Annotated in this window: 16 protein-coding genes; 6 read left to right on the forward strand and 10 right to left on the reverse strand. The window is 44.7% G+C overall.

Going from position 1 to position 15,347, the window contains the following annotated elements; translation table 11 throughout:
- Positions 1 to 696 precede the first annotated feature (696 nt).
- Entirely contained in the window at positions 697 to 1,239 is a 543-nt protein-coding gene (locus ACHUFN_RS09395; RefSeq protein ID WP_394222108.1) for a gamma carbonic anhydrase family protein, read from the forward strand.
- On the opposite strand, the gene aroE is transcribed toward ACHUFN_RS09395, so the two are convergent.
- Positions 1,236 to 2,075 (reverse strand): shikimate dehydrogenase, encoded by an 840-nt coding sequence (gene aroE / locus ACHUFN_RS09400; RefSeq protein ID WP_394222109.1) that lies wholly within the window; start codon positions 2,073 to 2,075, stop codon positions 1,236 to 1,238. The genes ACHUFN_RS09395 and aroE overlap by 4 nt on opposite strands.
- Between aroE and ACHUFN_RS09405 the strand changes: the two genes are divergently transcribed.
- A complete protein-coding gene (locus tag ACHUFN_RS09405) occupies positions 2,074 to 2,505 on the forward strand; it encodes a group II truncated hemoglobin (RefSeq protein ID WP_394222111.1) in 432 nt (143 codons plus the stop codon). The genes aroE and ACHUFN_RS09405 overlap by 2 nt on opposite strands.
- Positions 2,506 to 2,650: 145 nt before the next feature.
- Here ACHUFN_RS09405 and ACHUFN_RS09410 read toward each other — a convergent pair whose 3' ends face one another.
- The 7 genes from ACHUFN_RS09410 to ACHUFN_RS09440 all read right to left on the reverse strand — a co-directional run bounded on the left by ACHUFN_RS09410 (position 2,651) and on the right by ACHUFN_RS09440 (position 8,471).
- Positions 2,651 to 3,325, reverse strand: a complete 675-nt coding sequence (locus ACHUFN_RS09410; protein WP_394222112.1) for an OmpW family outer membrane protein — start codon at positions 3,323 to 3,325, stop codon at positions 2,651 to 2,653.
- A gap of 245 nt (positions 3,326 to 3,570) precedes the next feature.
- Positions 3,571 to 4,503 (reverse strand): oxygen-dependent coproporphyrinogen oxidase, encoded by a 933-nt coding sequence (hemF, locus tag ACHUFN_RS09415; RefSeq protein ID WP_394222113.1) that lies wholly within the window; start codon positions 4,501 to 4,503, stop codon positions 3,571 to 3,573.
- Positions 4,500 to 5,105: an L-threonylcarbamoyladenylate synthase type 1 TsaC gene (gene tsaC / locus ACHUFN_RS09420; RefSeq protein WP_394222114.1), complete on the reverse strand. Its 606-nt coding sequence runs from the start codon at positions 5,103 to 5,105 to the stop codon at positions 4,500 to 4,502. Before tsaC ends, hemF begins: the two co-directional genes overlap by 4 nt.
- Before the next feature lie 21 nt (positions 5,106 to 5,126).
- The gene (locus ACHUFN_RS09425; RefSeq protein WP_394222116.1) at positions 5,127 to 5,669 is read right to left on the reverse strand and encodes a DNA topoisomerase family protein; all 543 of its coding nucleotides are present in this window, start codon (positions 5,667 to 5,669) and stop codon (positions 5,127 to 5,129) included.
- A 91-nt stretch (positions 5,670 to 5,760) separates the two neighbouring features.
- On the reverse strand, positions 5,761 to 6,237 hold the full coding sequence (locus ACHUFN_RS09430) for a DUF494 family protein (protein ID WP_014947732.1): 477 nt from the start codon (positions 6,235 to 6,237) through the stop codon (positions 5,761 to 5,763).
- 1 nt (position 6,238) lies between these two features.
- Positions 6,239 to 7,348: a DNA-processing protein DprA gene (dprA, locus tag ACHUFN_RS09435; RefSeq protein ID WP_394222117.1), complete on the reverse strand. Its 1,110-nt coding sequence runs from the start codon at positions 7,346 to 7,348 to the stop codon at positions 6,239 to 6,241.
- A 49-nt stretch (positions 7,349 to 7,397) separates the two neighbouring features.
- Positions 7,398 to 8,471 carry a LysM peptidoglycan-binding domain-containing protein gene (locus ACHUFN_RS09440; protein WP_394222118.1) on the reverse strand — a complete coding sequence of 358 codons (1,074 nt, stop codon included), beginning with the start codon at positions 8,469 to 8,471 and terminating at the stop codon, positions 7,398 to 7,400.
- A 216-nt stretch (positions 8,472 to 8,687) separates the two neighbouring features.
- On the opposite strand from ACHUFN_RS09440, the gene def reads away from it, so the two are divergent.
- The 4 genes from def to trkA all read left to right on the forward strand — a co-directional run bounded on the left by def (position 8,688) and on the right by trkA (position 12,922).
- Entirely contained in the window at positions 8,688 to 9,197 is a 510-nt protein-coding gene (gene def, locus ACHUFN_RS09445; protein WP_394222119.1) for a peptide deformylase, read from the forward strand.
- 8 nt (positions 9,198 to 9,205) lie between these two features.
- The gene (gene fmt, locus ACHUFN_RS09450; protein WP_394222120.1) at positions 9,206 to 10,162 is read left to right on the forward strand and encodes a methionyl-tRNA formyltransferase; all 957 of its coding nucleotides are present in this window, start codon (positions 9,206 to 9,208) and stop codon (positions 10,160 to 10,162) included.
- Positions 10,159 to 11,478, forward strand: coding sequence for a 16S rRNA (cytosine(967)-C(5))-methyltransferase RsmB (gene rsmB, locus ACHUFN_RS09455; protein WP_394222121.1), 1,320 nt, complete (start codon positions 10,159 to 10,161; stop codon positions 11,476 to 11,478). Before fmt ends, rsmB begins: the two co-directional genes overlap by 4 nt.
- A gap of 64 nt (positions 11,479 to 11,542) precedes the next feature.
- Positions 11,543 to 12,922 carry a Trk system potassium transporter TrkA gene (trkA, locus tag ACHUFN_RS09460; RefSeq protein WP_394222122.1) on the forward strand — a complete coding sequence of 460 codons (1,380 nt, stop codon included), beginning with the start codon at positions 11,543 to 11,545 and terminating at the stop codon, positions 12,920 to 12,922.
- Between the two features lie 126 nt (positions 12,923 to 13,048).
- On the opposite strand, the gene ACHUFN_RS09465 is transcribed toward trkA, so the two are convergent.
- Positions 13,049 to 14,500, reverse strand: coding sequence for a TrkH family potassium uptake protein (locus ACHUFN_RS09465; RefSeq protein WP_394222123.1), 1,452 nt, complete (start codon positions 14,498 to 14,500; stop codon positions 13,049 to 13,051).
- 137 nt (positions 14,501 to 14,637) lie between these two features.
- A complete protein-coding gene (gene elbB, locus ACHUFN_RS09470; RefSeq protein WP_394222124.1) occupies positions 14,638 to 15,291 on the reverse strand; it encodes an isoprenoid biosynthesis glyoxalase ElbB in 654 nt (217 codons plus the stop codon).
- Positions 15,292 to 15,347: the final 56 nt, after the last annotated feature.

Here is a 15,347-nt window from a genome sequence, read left to right on the forward strand (position 1 = left end):
TGCCGCCAGCGTTCAATCTGAGCCATGATCAAACTCTTCAATTAAATATATCGAAATATGAATCGTCGTTGTGACACTCTTAACGAGTGCCCACACAGATTGTCTTGTCTAAATTTTTAAAGAACATTCACTAGAAGCTTCGCTTCTTAGTGACTCACCCTGTTCGAGTGAGGTGCGCATTATACGCTGGAAGTTTTCGTTGTCAACACTTTTTGAAAATTTATTTTCTGAAGCGCTTCTTCTAAACCCCCGTCTTTACTGGCCTATAAAGGTAGTAGAGACTTACTTCAGGAGGCTTGCTGTTTTGCTTTTCCCCCGAAGCGGATGCGCATTTTAGGGAAATGAGCGCTCACGTCAACACTTATTTTAAAAAAAGTGTCACATTCGTTTTGAATGCTTAAAATGCGCGCGTTTTACCGCGATATCGTGCAGTATTCGTACTAAGAGTACTTACTCGCAATACCCATTCCTCGCGAGATACTCATTCCTTGTCACGCTTTACCTTTTCTTTGCTCCCCTATTTATTAATACGGTAATTAAAAAGTATCAATTAACGCGTCTTCTCTCTTCTTTTAATTATCGCTTTATCATTAATACCTTTTATCTATTTTTATAATACTGCTTCGTATGTACACACCTTTCGCTATTACTGTTACAGTTCTTGTTAATAAAGAAGTCCATCCATGCGAGTGTGTAATGCATAAATCAGTTGATAGTTTTAAAGGTGTCTCTCCTATATTAGGAAAGAATGTTTACGTTGATGCCTCAGCAAGAATAGTCGGTGATGTCGTATTAGAAGACGATACGAGTATTTGGCCACTTGTTGCAGCGCGGGGCGACGTAAATAAAATCCGTATTGGCGCTCGTTCTAATATACAAGACGGCAGTGTTTTACATGTTACCCGTATATCTAAGCAAAACCCGGAAGGATTCCCTCTTATTATTGGCGAAGATGTTACCGTTGGGCACAAGTGCATGCTGCACGGTTGCCAACTAGGGAATAGAATATTGGTTGGCATGGGCGCTATTGTAATGGATGGCGTTGTGGTTGAAGACGATGTGTTTATTGGTGCAGGTACTTTAGTTCCACCAAACAAAAGATTAGAAAGCGGCTATTTGTACGTAGGTAACCCTATGCAAAAGAAGCGACCGTTAAAAGAAAGCGAAATGGCTTTTCTCAGACAGTCTGCTGTTAACTACGTTGTATTAAAAGATGAGTATCTGGAAGAAGCGAACTAGTTTCGCTTCTCACCTTGCTCAACGATATCTCTTACTCGCTTTACAATATCTGACGTATCCGGGCGTTTTTGCGTCCATATGTAAAACGCTTCTGCCGCTTGCTCAACCAGCATTCCTAAACCATCTATCTGGTTTTCAACACCAGCTTCAGCGGCTTCTCTCATAAAACGCGTGGGAGAGTTTTTATAAACCATGTCGTACACCACGTCACAGTTTCGTAAAACACCGTTGTTTAGACTGCACGGCAATTCATTGCTTAAACTGGCCGCTGTTGAGTTAATGATAATATGAGGCGCTACACTTGCGATATCTTCAAGCGCGACGACTTGTACTTTTGAGTTTGAAACAGCGTTCGCCACTTGTTCCGCTTTCGCTTTTGTTCTGTTCGCTATAGTCAGTGATGCAGCGCCTGCTTCTATTAAAGGAGAAATCACTCCACGCGCTGCGCCACCGGCACCGATAAGCAACACTCGCTTACCTTGGATTTCAACGTCATTATTTAATAAATCGTTTACTAGCCCAATGCCATCCGTGTTATATCCCAACACTTTACCGTTGTCATCATTCATTAATGTATTAACAGCTTGCGCATCTTTCGCTGCTTGATCATCAACCTTTGCAAAGTTAAATGCATCCAGTTTAAACGGCATGGTGACATTGCAACCTATTGCACCATCTTGCGCTAAAAACGTTGTTGCTGCTTCTACGAAGCCATCTTCTGGCGCAAGTATCTTTTCATAAGAAATCGTTTCTCCAAGTTGATCAGCAAACATTTGGTGAATAGTTGGTGATAAACTCTGCGCAATAGGATTTCCGAATACAGCGAATTTTTTCATGGGAATACGAAACTTATTTAATATAAAAAAGAAAAGCGATAAACAAGCTAGGCAGGTTACACCATATGAACGCATAGGTGGAGAGGAGAAAGTACGCGAATTAGCAAATGGGTTTTACGACATAATGGAAACCGACCCATTAGCAAAAGAGCTGCTTGCTATTCACCCTCAGCCATTAGATAGAATTCGCCACGTGTTCTTTTTGTATTTAAGTTTATGGCTTGGTGGGCCAGATGACTATCAGCAGCAGTTTGGCCACCCGCGTTTACGTGCTCGTCATTTACCTTATACCGTAACGCCAGAGCTTAAGGCTCAATGGATGTACTGCATGCGAAAAGCAATGTTTAAGACAGTTGACGATATTGCTTTAGCACAACAGTTACTAGATGCTCTTGATCAGCTTGCCAACCACATGGTGAACACAAAATAAAAAAGCGCGTTAGAAGGATTTAACCTTTTAACGCGCAAGTCCCCTGTTACTGTCTACGCTCTTTATGGCGCATAAAGTAGTGCAATTGTGAAAGCCAACGGATTTTTACGGCCAGGGCTTTGAAGTATCAACTATAAGTTGCCAACTAGAATGTATAGCCAACAGATAGTGTGTATACCCATGGATCTATTTCAATCTCGTTCACTTGTCCGCGAGCCTCACCAACATTGAATGTTGCTTCTGTATCTATATCTATAAAGCGGACTGACGCGTTGACATGCCATTTCGTATCTATTTGATAATCCATTCCAACTTGCGCTGACAAACCAAATGAATTGTCGAGTGATAAATCACTTAGACCTGCACCTTCATTCGCGCCAGTAAATTCCTCATCGAAGATAAAGGTGTAGTTAATACCCGCACCGATATAAGGCTGAAAAGCAGAGCTAGCATCATTGAAGTAGTAGTTTGCAGTTAGCGTAGGAGGCAAATGCGTTACCTCACCAAGCTGATTACCCGTTCCAAGCGGATCGGACACTGAAAAATTAACGTCATGTTTAAACGGCGTCGCTGCAAGCAACTCTATATTAATGTTGTCGGTAATGAAGTACGCAACGTTTAAGCCCAGCTGAGTGTTGCTGTCGATGGTTAAGGCAACGCCTAGGTCTGCACCACCAGCAAAAATATTTGAGCTAGATTCATCAGGTGCAACAGTTGTAGCACCACCTCGAACAATCCAATCACCTTGTTGGTGAGCACTTGCTAGAGGAGAAAGAGCAGCAAGAGTAAGACAAATAGCAGATAAAGTGTGTTTGCGCATGATGTGTCTCTTTAATGTTTAACTAAGATGGCGCTACTGTACGCTCTCGTGCAAAAGAAACATTGATCCAGCGCAAGGTTCATAACCTGCTGAAACACTGATGATATTCGAGATTGATGTAGATCAAAAGAAACGCCGCAGAGTGCTTATTTAAGCGCTTTATTGCGGCGTTGTTTATATAAGTTAAGGCTAGTTTTTGTGGGCTTAGTTTAAAAAAGAGTAAGCACCTATACGTCTGGGTGACATCACCAGTTCGTTGGCTTAAGCCAATCTGCTAATTTAGCCTCTGCACTGCCTGGCGCAGGGGTATAACAGTATTCCCATCGTGCTAGCGGCGGCATTGACATTAAAATAGACTCTGTGCGCCCACCAGTTTGCAAGCCAAATAAGGTTCCACGGTCGAACACAAGATTAAACTCAACGTAGCGACCTCTTCGATAAAGCTGAAAATCTCGCTCTCTTTCACCAAAATCAGTTTGCTTTCGGCGCTCGACAATGGGCACATAAGCGTCGATAAAGCCATTGCCGACAGCTTGCATAAATGCGAATGACTGTTCGAAACCCCATTCATTGAGATCGTCGAAGAATAACCCGCCTACACCGCGCGTTTCGTTGCGATGTTTTAAATAAAAGTAGTCGTCGCACCACTTTTTATATTTAGGGTATACGTCTTCACCAAACGGCTTACACAATTTCTTTGCAGTATCATGCCAATGCACAACATCATCTTTGAACGGGTAAAACGGTGTTAAATCGAAACCACCACCAAACCACCAAATAGGTGCCTCACCCTCTTTTTCTGCAATGAAAAAACGTACGTTCGCATGAGAGGTAGGAATATAAGGGTTATGAGGATGTATCACTAACGATACCCCCATTGCCTGAAAGTTTCTTCCTGCCAGTTCTGGTCGATTGGCTGTTGCTGAAGCAGGCATTTGACTGCCGAACACATGAGAAAAGTTAACGCCACCTTGCTCAATCACCGCACCGTTTTTCAGTACACGAGAGCGCCCACCGCCCCCCTCTTCGCGCTGCCAGCTATCTTCAACGAACTGACCTTTCCCATCGGCAAGTTCAAGCGTTTGGCAGATAGTGTCTTGTAAGCCCAATAAATAGCTTTTAACCTGCTCAATGACTTCGGCGGCATTTTTTCCATCAAGTAACCCTGCTGATGTCATGCTCTTATTACCTCTGCTGTGTCACCATCGCGGATTGTACTTGGTTTGGACGCCCCACCCACATTGCCTTCAACATAGAAAACAGAGTCTGCGAATACGGCTTTTGCTTCCTCGGTTGTGATTGCAGGCGGCTGTCCGGTTAGATTGGCGCTAGTAGAAACCAGAGGCTTGCCTAGTTTATTACAAAGCTCTACTACGACTGGATGATTAGTCACTCGCACCGCAATTTTGCTGTGTACTCCGGTTAACCATTTGGGAGCAGAGGCCGATTTGGGAAGCAACCAAGTATTTGGGCCTGGCCAGCTAGAGAAAATATCAGTGCGTCTGTCAGGGCGAATTGCATTGTCGTCAACATAAGGCAAAAGCTGGCTGTAATTTGCTGCAATTAAGATAACGCCTTTTTCCACAGGGCGTTGTTTAATTTCTAACAGCGCGCTTACCGCCGCTTCGTTGTCTGGGTCGCACCCTATGCCCATCACCGCTTCGGTTGGATAAACAATTAAACTTCCCGCTTCAAACGCGGCAACTACAGGGTCTACTTCAGATGAATTGGCCTCAACGGGGGTAAACGTGTTTACGTTCCCATTTTGGATATCAGACATGGTTTTAATCTCTACGTATGACTACTTTTTATAGCCGCAAGTTGGCTGAGGGCACTGCAATCGCCCTTTTTTGTCAATCAACACTCCCCAACCGCAGTCTGGGCAGCTTTCATTTACTGGTGTGAAATTTAGCACATATCGGCATTGTGGATAATGGTTACACGCAAAAAACTGTTTGCCGTATTTATTGGTGCGTGAAATAAGATGCCCTTTCTTACACTTAGGGCAATCAACCAAGGTGTCTTCTTTTTCTTTAATGGGTTCTATGTGATGGCAAGAAGGAAAATTGGTACAGCCGATAAACATACCAAATCGGCCTTTCTTTATTGCTAAGTCAGAAGCGCATTCTGGGCAGGCAACACCATCTAGTGTTTTGAGTATGGTGGTTTGCTTATCGTGAAGTGGCTTACTGAAGCTACACTGTGGGTAGCCAGTACACCCAATAAATGGGCCCGACTTACTGTTTTTTATATGAAGAGGCTTACCGCATTCGGGGCAGTCTCCGAAGTTGTCCTCTAGAGCATGCTCGTGTGCTGAGAAAAGTGAATGGTCTATTTTAGACATAAGAACCTTAAATGCGCTGCTACCTCACAACGCATTTAGTTAAATACAGAAAACCAAAGACTTGGGAAATTAAAAGGATGAACTGGCTGCATTAGTGCAGAACACCATCAGGCTCTTCAAACAATAAATCTTCCATTTGTGCATAGGCCTTCTCTTTGCCTGGTACGTTAAATAGCACCATTAGCACAACCCACTTTAAGTCTTCTAAACAAAATTCGTTAGAATCAATTTCCATAACGCGATCTATCACCATCTCACGCGTAGATGCATCAAGAACATTAACCTGTTCAAGAAACATTAAGAAACCTCGGCATTCCACATCTAAACGCATTTGCTCTTCGTGCGTATATATACGACTTAAGCTCGTGCTAATGCCTTTGCAAAAATACGGTTTAATATCCGTTTCTTGAAGAGCCGCTAATTTTTCTAACCATGCGAGGGCTTTATAAATCTCATCGTGATGAAAACCTGCGCGCACAAGCTCTTCTGTCAACTCGTCTTGGTCAACACGAATTTCCGTTTCACTGTGAATGAAGTTTTCAAACAGATACATGAGGATATCGAACATATTATTTTCCCCTCAATTTAACGTAACCACCAGGGACAGCGGCTACTAAACCACGCAACTCATATTCTAATAATGATGCCATTGCTTGCGATACAGATATGGCATTGCGCTGGGCTATAACATCAATAGCGGTGATGTCATAATCCACACTAGCTAATAATTTATCGGTTGCCAAGCTATTCGCTGTACTTTTTTCGTTTTGCTCGTCAACCTGTAAGCTTATTTGCGCTGGTTGAACGCCAATTTCAACAAGAATATCGTTAATATTAGTTACTAATTTGGCGCCTTGTTGGATTAACCAGTGGCAACCTTCAGAGTACGCGTGAAAGATACTACCAGGCACAGCGAATACTTCTCGCCCCATATCTGCGGCCAAATTCGCAGTTATCAAGGTGCCACTCTTAATTTTTGCCTCTACAACCAGCGTACCAAGAGATAAAGCAGCAATTATCCGATTTCGCCGAGGAAAATGCCAAGGCTTAGGCCCCTGCCCAGGAAAAAACTCAGTAATAGTGACGCCACCTTCGCTGTTAATAAGGTCATAGAGCTTGCTATTTTTGGTTGGATATATCTTATCTGGCCCAGTGCCCATAACAGCGACGGTACCGGTACTTCCAGACATGGCGCCTTGATGCGCCGCGCTGTCTATTCCCATGGCAAGTCCGCTTGTTACCGCAATACCACTACTGGATAACCCAAAGGCAATATCGTTTGCTATTCGCTTCCCTTGAAGACTGGCCCTTCGGCTGCCGACAATGGCAAGTTGCGGTTTCTGCAATAGTTGCTTATCCCCAGTTGCAAACAATACAAGAGGCGGGCTGTCTAGCTGTTTTAATAGCTGTGGGTAGTAAGGTGAGGACAGCGTAATAATATGCCGGTTGCTGCTTGCCTGACACCAACGCAACGCTGCATCGATAAGAGGTTGAGATATTTGGCCAGTAAGCGGCTTTACGTCTTCAGGAAGTGTCTTTGAATCATTGGCGAGCGCAAACGGGGAAAGCTGGAGGCGTTTCAACGCTTCTAACCAAAGCTTTGGTGATACGCGCTGCGCCGATGCCAGTGTTAGCCACGCAGTAACGTCGTTGTTTTGAAGGTGTAATTGTGAATTCATTGTCGCTCCTTTCTGAGCGACAATGAATCACGCTGGTTTTACGCTACACCTAAGGCTTTGCGACAATAAAACCGCGCTTAATTCCTTTATTAGCTCGCGTTATCAAACCGTAACTTGCCGCATCAAACGTTTTAAACACCACAACTTCGCCTACTTTAAGTGCAGGCTGCGATACCGTATCGATAAACCACTCACCACCATTATTAGCGCCTGGCTCATCGACATAACGCGGGCTGTCTTCGTCGATGATTGCTGGGCCTTGCGCGTAGAGACCTAACACTGTGCCTGGCGTAACGTTTGTCTTACCTAAATCAAGAATAACAACGTCATACTTTCCAAGGAGATCATGTTCGTGTAAGTCGCCCACCACGGCGCCGCGTTGAGTAGTGGCAGGCACTAATGCAAAGCTATCAGGATGGACAAAACCACCCGACATTAACTTATCCCCGCGTTTTGCTTCTTGGTTGGCATCATCGATGAAGAGCAACATTGTATCGTCTGCTTGGCCTTTTTCGACCAGCGAAGCCGTAGATACATGTGTAACCTGTATTCCCAAGGTTTCTCCATCTAGGTTTTTTATAGTAGCGTGCTTTCTGACGACTCTATACTGATCGTCGGTACTGAATTGTTGTTGGCTCAATACAAAGTCATCTGACGCAAACCTTACATTTCCGTCTTGGTTGCCCAGCAACTTGGGTAACGCCATATAACTGTCTTCATCAAGAAGCATATGCTGTCTTATAAACGGCGAGATAGAGGTCCACGACAACATATCGACAGGTTTTGGCTTCAAACGCTTATCGGTGGAAGGTGATAATGTGTAGGAGGGTTTCTCACGTTTTACTGTTAGCACTGGTTCGCCATCGACATACCCAACAATAATAACGTCGCCCGGGTAAATTAAATGCGGGTTATCAATTTGCGTATTGGTTCGCCATAGTTCTGGCCATAGCCAAGGCTCATTGAGAAATATATTTGCAATAGCCCACAGCGTATCGCCACGTTTCACCGTGTAAGTTTCAGGGGCGCTCTCTTTCAGTTGAAGCGCAAATGCAGGCACAGACAGCATCACACCAAGGATAAATGTTGCTGCTCGACGCGCGTCAATTAATCGCTTTTTCAAATTAACCACCTGCAAATTATTCACTGTCACTTATTGTTGATTTTTCAGACAATAGCACTATATCGGCATAAGTACGTATTCTAATAGGGTTTCGGTAAAAAACTGCACGAAACAGCCCGATATACGTTAGAATAGTAACTTAATAGGCACTGTAAAGTGTGCTGGCAATTAGATCGTATATGAATTTATACAGCGAAAAGGTGAAGTAAGCGAGAAATGGCAATTTTAGACGTATTAAGTTTTCCTGATGAACGTCTTCGCACGGTAGCTAAGCCGGTTGAAGTCGTTAACGACGAAATTAAACAATTGGTGTCGGACATGTTCGAGACCATGAAAGACGAGAACGGTATTGGTCTTGCTGCTACGCAAGTTAATCGCCACGTTCAAGTTGTTGTAATGGACGTATCGGAAGATCAAAACGAGCCTCGCGTATTTATAAATCCTGAAATTATTCGCAGAGACGGCGTGACGATTAGCGAAGAAGGCTGTTTATCTGTACCAGGTAACTACGCCAAGGTAGAACGTTCAGAGACAATTACCGTAAAAGCGCTAGACCAAAATGGTGACACGTTTGAATTAGATGCTGAAGGTTTGTTGGCTATTTGCATTCAACACGAACTTGATCATTTAAAAGGCAAACTGTTTATTGATTACCTATCGCCGCTTAAGCGCCAACGAATTCGTAAAAAGTTAGAGAAAGAAGCACGTCTTGCTGCCAAAGCCTAAGGAATAACGTGACAACTCCATTGAAAGTGATTTTTGCCGGTACTCCGGATTTTGCAGCTAAACACTTATCAGCACTGCTTGATAGTGAGCACGAGGTTATTGCGGTTTACACGCAGCCAGACAGACCAGCAGGACGCGGTAAAAAGTTAACCGCCAGCCCTGTTAAAGTACTTGCTCAGGAAAATGGCATTCCCGTTTATCAACCTCAGTCATTGAAAGCGCAAGATGCACAGGAAGAATTAGCCTCACTCAATGCCGATTTAATGGTGGTTGTTGCTTATGGCCTAATTTTACCAACAGCAGTATTAAACGCACCTAAGCTAGGATGCATTAATGTTCATGGTTCTATTCTGCCCAAGTGGCGCGGTGCAGCACCAATACAACGTTCTATTTGGGCGGGTGACGCTGAAACCGGCGTGACCATTATGCAAATGGACGAAGGCTTAGATACCGGTGATATGTTGCACATTGCAACCTTGCCAATACTGCCCGAAGACACCAGTGCGAGCTTATATGACAAACTTGCAGAGCTAGGCCCAAAAGCGTTGGTTGACGTAGTTAACGACTTTGAGCGCTATACGCCAACGAAACAAGACGATACGCAAGCCACCTACGCGAAAAAGCTATCGAAAGAAGAAGCGCTTATCAATTGGGCAGATGATGCTAAGCAAATAGAACGTAATATTCGTGCCTTTAACCCGTGGCCAGTGGCGTGGATGCAAGTAGAAGATCAAAATGTGAAAGTGTGGTCAGCCAGCGTTGTAACGTTGGATAAAGATGTCGCGCCAGGTACGGTAATTGATGCCACCAAAGAAGGCATTACTATAGCTACAGGACGCGATGCTCTTTGCATCACATCACTTCAAATTCCAGGTAAAAAGGCGCTACCTGCTGCAGACGTAATTAATGCTCGCCAAACGTGGTTTGAAGTGGGTCGCTGTCTGACGCAAGCGGACAAAACGTGAAACCATTACCCCTACCCAAACAAAAAAACCTGCGCGCGGATTGCGCGTGGGTCATTTACCAAATTTTAGAGCAAGGCAAATCATCGCGTGAGTGCTTAGAGCGAGTTCAGCGAAGACATAACGCTAGAGATAACGCGTGGCTTCAAGAAATGTCGTTAGGGGTAATGCGCCGCCTTCCCCTTTTACAGCATTGGTTGCGCTCTTTGCTTGATAGGCCGTTAAAAGGCAACAAAAAGGTTATTGAACACCTTATTCTTCTTGGCCTGTACCAATTAAATTTTTCACGTGTGAGCAAACATGCGGCGGTTGGTGAAACTGTGGCCGCAGCATCATATCTAAACGCTGCTGCCTTAAAAGGTTTGGTGAATGCGGTATTACGCAATTTTCAGCGAGAAAACCTTGCTGACAAACCGGTAGACGATGCCATTATAAATAGTGGCTTACCTAAATGGCTGTATAAAGCTATTGAACAAGCCTATGGCGGCGATGCCGAGCAGGTTCGTAGTGAAACAAATGCGATGGCGCCAATATGGCTTCGCGTGAACCGACAACAGGTAAGCTTCGAAAACTTCATTCAAGCTCTGGATAAAGCCAACGTTAAGTACACACTTAGCGAAAGCCATCCTGATGCCGTGATACTTACAAACAGAGAAGACATAACCGCTTTACCTGGGTTTGAAAAAGGCCACTTTGCGGTACAAGATGGGGCAGCTCAACTAGCCGCACACTACTTGCAGCCGCAAGCAAACGAGCGAATATTAGATTGTTGCGCCGCTCCAGGTGGAAAGACGGGGCACATTGTAGAGCGCGCACCTGATACGCAGTACGTGTTAGCACTGGATGCCGATGCCACCCGCCTGAAACGTGTTGAAGAAAATATGACACGTCTTAAGCACGTAGTAGATATTAAACAAGGTGACGCGGCCAACCCCGATTCATGGTGGGATGGTCAGCTTTTCGATAGAATTTTATTGGATGCACCTTGCTCTGCAACAGGCGTTATTCGTCGCCACCCCGATATTCGCTGGCTTCGAAAATCAACGGATATTGACAACTTAGCGCAGCTGCAGCGTAGTATATTAGATACGCTTTGGGGCCTTTTAAAGCCAGGCGGTACGCTACTTTATGCAACGTGCTCTATATTGCCAAGAGAGAATATAGCGCAAATTAAGCAGTTTTTAGAAGACACCCCTAGTGCTACGTTATCGCCCATACTAAAAACAGAAACCCTAGATAAACCCGGACGTCAGATAACGCCAGGTGAACAACAAATGGATGGTTTCTATTATGCGAGGCTGGTAAAGTCAGAAGACTGAGTTGGATAGCTGTGCAATGTCACAAAGTTAAGACCAGCACGAATATGAAGGCAAAATAATAACGATGAAAATCATCATTTTAGGGGCCGGCCAGGTAGGCGGAACACTTGCTGAAAACTTAGTGGGTGAGAACAACGAAATCACGGTAATTGACTCTGACCCCACTATATTGCGCGCACTTCAAGACCGTCTTGATTTACAAGTAGTTACAGGTGTGGGCTCTCACCCTGACGTGCTTCGCAAAGCCGGTGCAGAAGATGCCGATATGCTAATAGCCGTAACTAACAGCGATGAAAGCAACATGCTGGCCTGTCAGGTGGCTTATAGCCTTTTCAAAACGCCAACCAAAATTGCCCGCGTTCGCTCTGAACAATACATTATTTACCAAGAGCAGCTGTATAAGCAGCAAGATATTCCTGTTGATCATATTATTGCCCCTGAGCAACTGGTTACCAAAGCTATTAAGCGTCTAATCGACTACCCAGGCGCACTTCAAGTTGTAGAGTTTGCTGAAGGTAAAGCGAGCCTTGTGGCCGTTAAAGCCTATTACGGTGGCCTGCTAGTAGGTCACGCGTTATCTGCACTTAAAGACCATATGCCTAATGTTGAAACCCGGGTTGCTGCCATTTACCGTCGTGGCCGCCCTATCCGTCCGCTGGGTACCACAGTTATTGAAGCAGACGATGAAGTGTTCTTCATTGCCGCTACTAAGCACATTCGCGCAGTAATGAGCGAGCTTCAAAAACTAGAGTCAAGCTATAAGCGCATCATGATTGCTGGCGGTGGGCTTATCGGTGCAGGCCTTGCAAAAAAGCTTGAGCACAATCACAACGTTAAATTGATTGAGTACAGCCCAGAGCGTGCTAAGTATCTATCGGCCAACTTAGATAAAACCATTGTATTCAGTGGCGACGCATCTGACCCAGAACTACTCAGCGAAGAAAATATCGAGCAGGTTGACGCCTTCATTGCCGTCACCAATGACGATGAAGCGAATATCATGTCAGCCATGTTGGCTAAGAGAATGGGCGCGCAAAAGGCCATGGTACTTATTCAGCGAAGTGCTTATGTAGACTTGGTTCAAGGTGGTGAGATAGACATCGCATTTTCACCTCAACAAGCCACCATTTCAGCACTACTTACTCACGTGCGCCGTGGTGACATTGTTAACGTATACTCATTACGACGAGGCGCAGCTGAAGCCATTGAAGCCATCGCACATGGCGATGAAAATACGTCTAAGGTAATAGGCAAGCAAATTGGCGATATTAAGCTGCCGCCAGGTACCACAATTGGCGCAATTGTTCGCGACGACCAGGTAATCATCGCGCACAGTGACACCAAGATTGAAGCCAACGATCATGTCATTCTGTTCTTGGTAGATAAGAAATACATCAACGATGTGGAAAAGCTATTCCAACCAAGTGCTTTCTTCTTTGGCTAGCGCTTTGTAAACTTGATAAGTGCGATGATTAAAGAAAACAGTTATAGAAATAAACAAGGGCGATAAATATCGCCCTTTTTTGTAAATTGTTATCTTCAACACCTACTTAGCTACGCTATTCATAAACTAGCTTCGCCAGAACGTTGGCGAGAATAATACAAGCAACGAGAATACTTCGAGTCGTCCAAACACCATTGCTGTAACCAAAATCCACTTCCCCGCATCGGTTACATCAGCGTAGTTGGCCGCCACACTTCCAAGGCCCGGGCCTAGGTTGTTGAGCATTGCAGCTGTGGCGGTAAAGGCGCTTAAGTTATCAAGGCCAGTTGCAATCAGGCCTATCATAATTATCACAAACACCACGGCGTAGGCAGAGAAGAACCCCCATACCGCCTCAACGACTCTATCAGGCATTGCACGATCACCAAACTTAACGCTGTAGACCGCTTTAGGGTGAATTAGCCTGTCTACTTCACGCTTACCTTGTAGAAATAGTAAGCATACTCGCACCACCTTTAAGCCTCCCCCCGTAGAGCTTGCACAGCCACCAATAAAGCTGGAGAAAATAAGCATTATTGGCAAAAACGTTGGCCATACAGAGAAGTCGGTTGTGGCGAAACCTGCAGTAGTGCTAATTGATACCGCTTGAATCATTGCTTGGTCTAACGCTTGTTCTGCAGAACTGTAATAGCCTGATAGGGTTAGCACTAAAAAACAAATACCGATAAGAGACGCCTGAATAATATAGAAAGCTTTAAACTCAGGGTCTTTAAAATACCCTTTCACGGAACGAGAGCTAACCGCAGCGTAATGCAACGAGAAATTTAGTGCAGCGATCAGCAAAAACACGGTACATACCACGTTTACAACGGGGCTACTAAAGTAGCCTAAGCTTGCATCATGAGTAGAAAATCCGCCAATCGCTACGGTAGAGAATGAATGGCAAATAGCATCAAATACACTCATTCCAGCAAGCCAATACGCCCCCGCACACGCGATAGTTATTGATAGATAGATGTACCACAAATGTTTTGCCGTATCGGCAATACGTGGCGTCATTTTGTTATCTTTAACGGGGCCAGGTGTCTCTGCTCTGTAAAGCTGCATGCCCCCTACGCCAAGAATAGGCAGTATTGCTACGGCAAGTACAATGATACCCATTCCACCTAACCACTGAAGCTGCTGGCGGTAAAACTGTACCGAGTGCGGAAGAAAATCTATACCTTCGATAACCGTTGCCCCAGTGGTAGTCAGGCCTGAAAACGATTCAAAGAAGGCATCTGTCACCGTCATGCTGGGCTGTTCTAACAGAATCAGGGGTATTGCACCCACACTTGCCAGTACCGACCAAAATAGTGCAACAATAAGAAACCCTTCTCGCGCTCTTAGGTCATTTTTTTGCTGACGGTTGGGATACCACAAGGCCATACCACCAATAACGCATAATATAAAAGCAAGAGTAAAAGGTAAGCCACTGCCATCTTGATAAACTAACGATACAATAGCGGGTGGGATCATGGTCACACTAAAAAGCGCAATTAATAGACCAAGTATTCGTATGATGGCACGGTAGTGCATTTTCTTGTTATGCCTTTATTTTTATAGTGGCGCAGTAGTTACGTAAGATTTTTGATTATAGGACTATAATCAACGCGGGGAAACCTTTGTCTCCCCACATTCGTATTCCCTATACACGCTGTTTTTATATGGTTGCGTTATTTCATTGCCAACACGGTTTTCACCATTTTACTAATGCTCGCGTTAGCTTCACTAACGCTTTGCGCTAGCATGTACGCTGGCGTAGTGACCAACTTCGCATTGTTGTCGATAACCACTTCATCAACCGCGCAGTTTACGTGACTTGCGCCCAATGCATTCAATCCGCTGGCCGTTGCTTCATCATCACCTATGGTCAACTTAGTTTGATTACCGTACACTTTTGCAGCAAGCGCGGGGGCAATACACGCGTAACCCGCCGGCTTTTTCGCTTGAGCGAACGCCTTACAAACCGCCAATACGTCTTCATTAAATGTGCAGTTTTCTCCGTCTACTGCAAACGTACACAGATTTTTCGCAGCGCCAAAGCCGCCTGGTAAGATAAGCGCATCGAACGTATTTACGTCGCACTCGGTAACAGGTTTAATGTTGCCTCTAGCAATACGTGCCGACTCTACCAATACGTTACGGGTTTCACCCTCCGACACTTCACCCGTTAAATGATTGATCACATGCAATTGGTCTACATCGGGTGCAAAACACTGATAAGAGACGCCTTCTTGCTCTATCGCTAAAAGTGTTAATACAGCTTCATGCAACTCTGCTCCGTCGAACACACCACTACCACTTAAAATAACGGCTACTTGCTTCATACTGTCCTCCCAGACGTTATGCCATCTACTTATTCAATATTTGGCTATTAAATACA

This window comes from Alteromonas gracilis, from assembly GCF_043642145.1.
Classification (GTDB): Bacteria; Pseudomonadota; Gammaproteobacteria; order Enterobacterales; family Alteromonadaceae; genus Alteromonas; species Alteromonas gracilis_B.

Excerpts from the sequence above, each read along its gene's own strand:
- trkA (WP_394222122.1), top strand. The coding sequence starts at position 11,543 with ATGAAAATCATCATTTTAGGGGCCGGCCAGGTAGGCGGAACACTTGCT.
- def (WP_394222119.1), top strand. The coding sequence starts at position 8,688 with ATGGCAATTTTAGACGTATTAAGTTTTCCTGATGAACGTCTTCGCACG.
- ACHUFN_RS09465 (WP_394222123.1), bottom strand. The coding sequence starts at position 14,500 with ATGCACTACCGTGCCATCATACGAATACTTGGTCTATTAATTGCGCTT.
- ACHUFN_RS09410 (WP_394222112.1), bottom strand. The coding sequence starts at position 3,325 with ATGCGCAAACACACTTTATCTGCTATTTGTCTTACTCTTGCTGCTCTT.
- dprA (WP_394222117.1), bottom strand. The coding sequence starts at position 7,348 with ATGAATTCACAATTACACCTTCAAAACAACGACGTTACTGCGTGGCTA.
- ACHUFN_RS09405 (WP_394222111.1), top strand. The coding sequence starts at position 2,074 with ATGGGAATACGAAACTTATTTAATATAAAAAAGAAAAGCGATAAACAA.
- ACHUFN_RS09425 (WP_394222116.1), bottom strand. The coding sequence starts at position 5,669 with ATGTCTAAAATAGACCATTCACTTTTCTCAGCACACGAGCATGCTCTA.
- elbB (WP_394222124.1), bottom strand. The coding sequence starts at position 15,291 with ATGAAGCAAGTAGCCGTTATTTTAAGTGGTAGTGGTGTGTTCGACGGA.
- tsaC (WP_394222114.1), bottom strand. The coding sequence starts at position 5,105 with ATGTCTGATATCCAAAATGGGAACGTAAACACGTTTACCCCCGTTGAG.
- ACHUFN_RS09430 (WP_014947732.1), bottom strand. The coding sequence starts at position 6,237 with ATGTTCGATATCCTCATGTATCTGTTTGAAAACTTCATTCACAGTGAA.
- hemF (WP_394222113.1), bottom strand. The coding sequence starts at position 4,503 with ATGACATCAGCAGGGTTACTTGATGGAAAAAATGCCGCCGAAGTCATT.
- ACHUFN_RS09395 (WP_394222108.1), top strand. The coding sequence starts at position 697 with ATGCATAAATCAGTTGATAGTTTTAAAGGTGTCTCTCCTATATTAGGA.
- aroE (WP_394222109.1), bottom strand. The coding sequence starts at position 2,075 with ATGAAAAAATTCGCTGTATTCGGAAATCCTATTGCGCAGAGTTTATCA.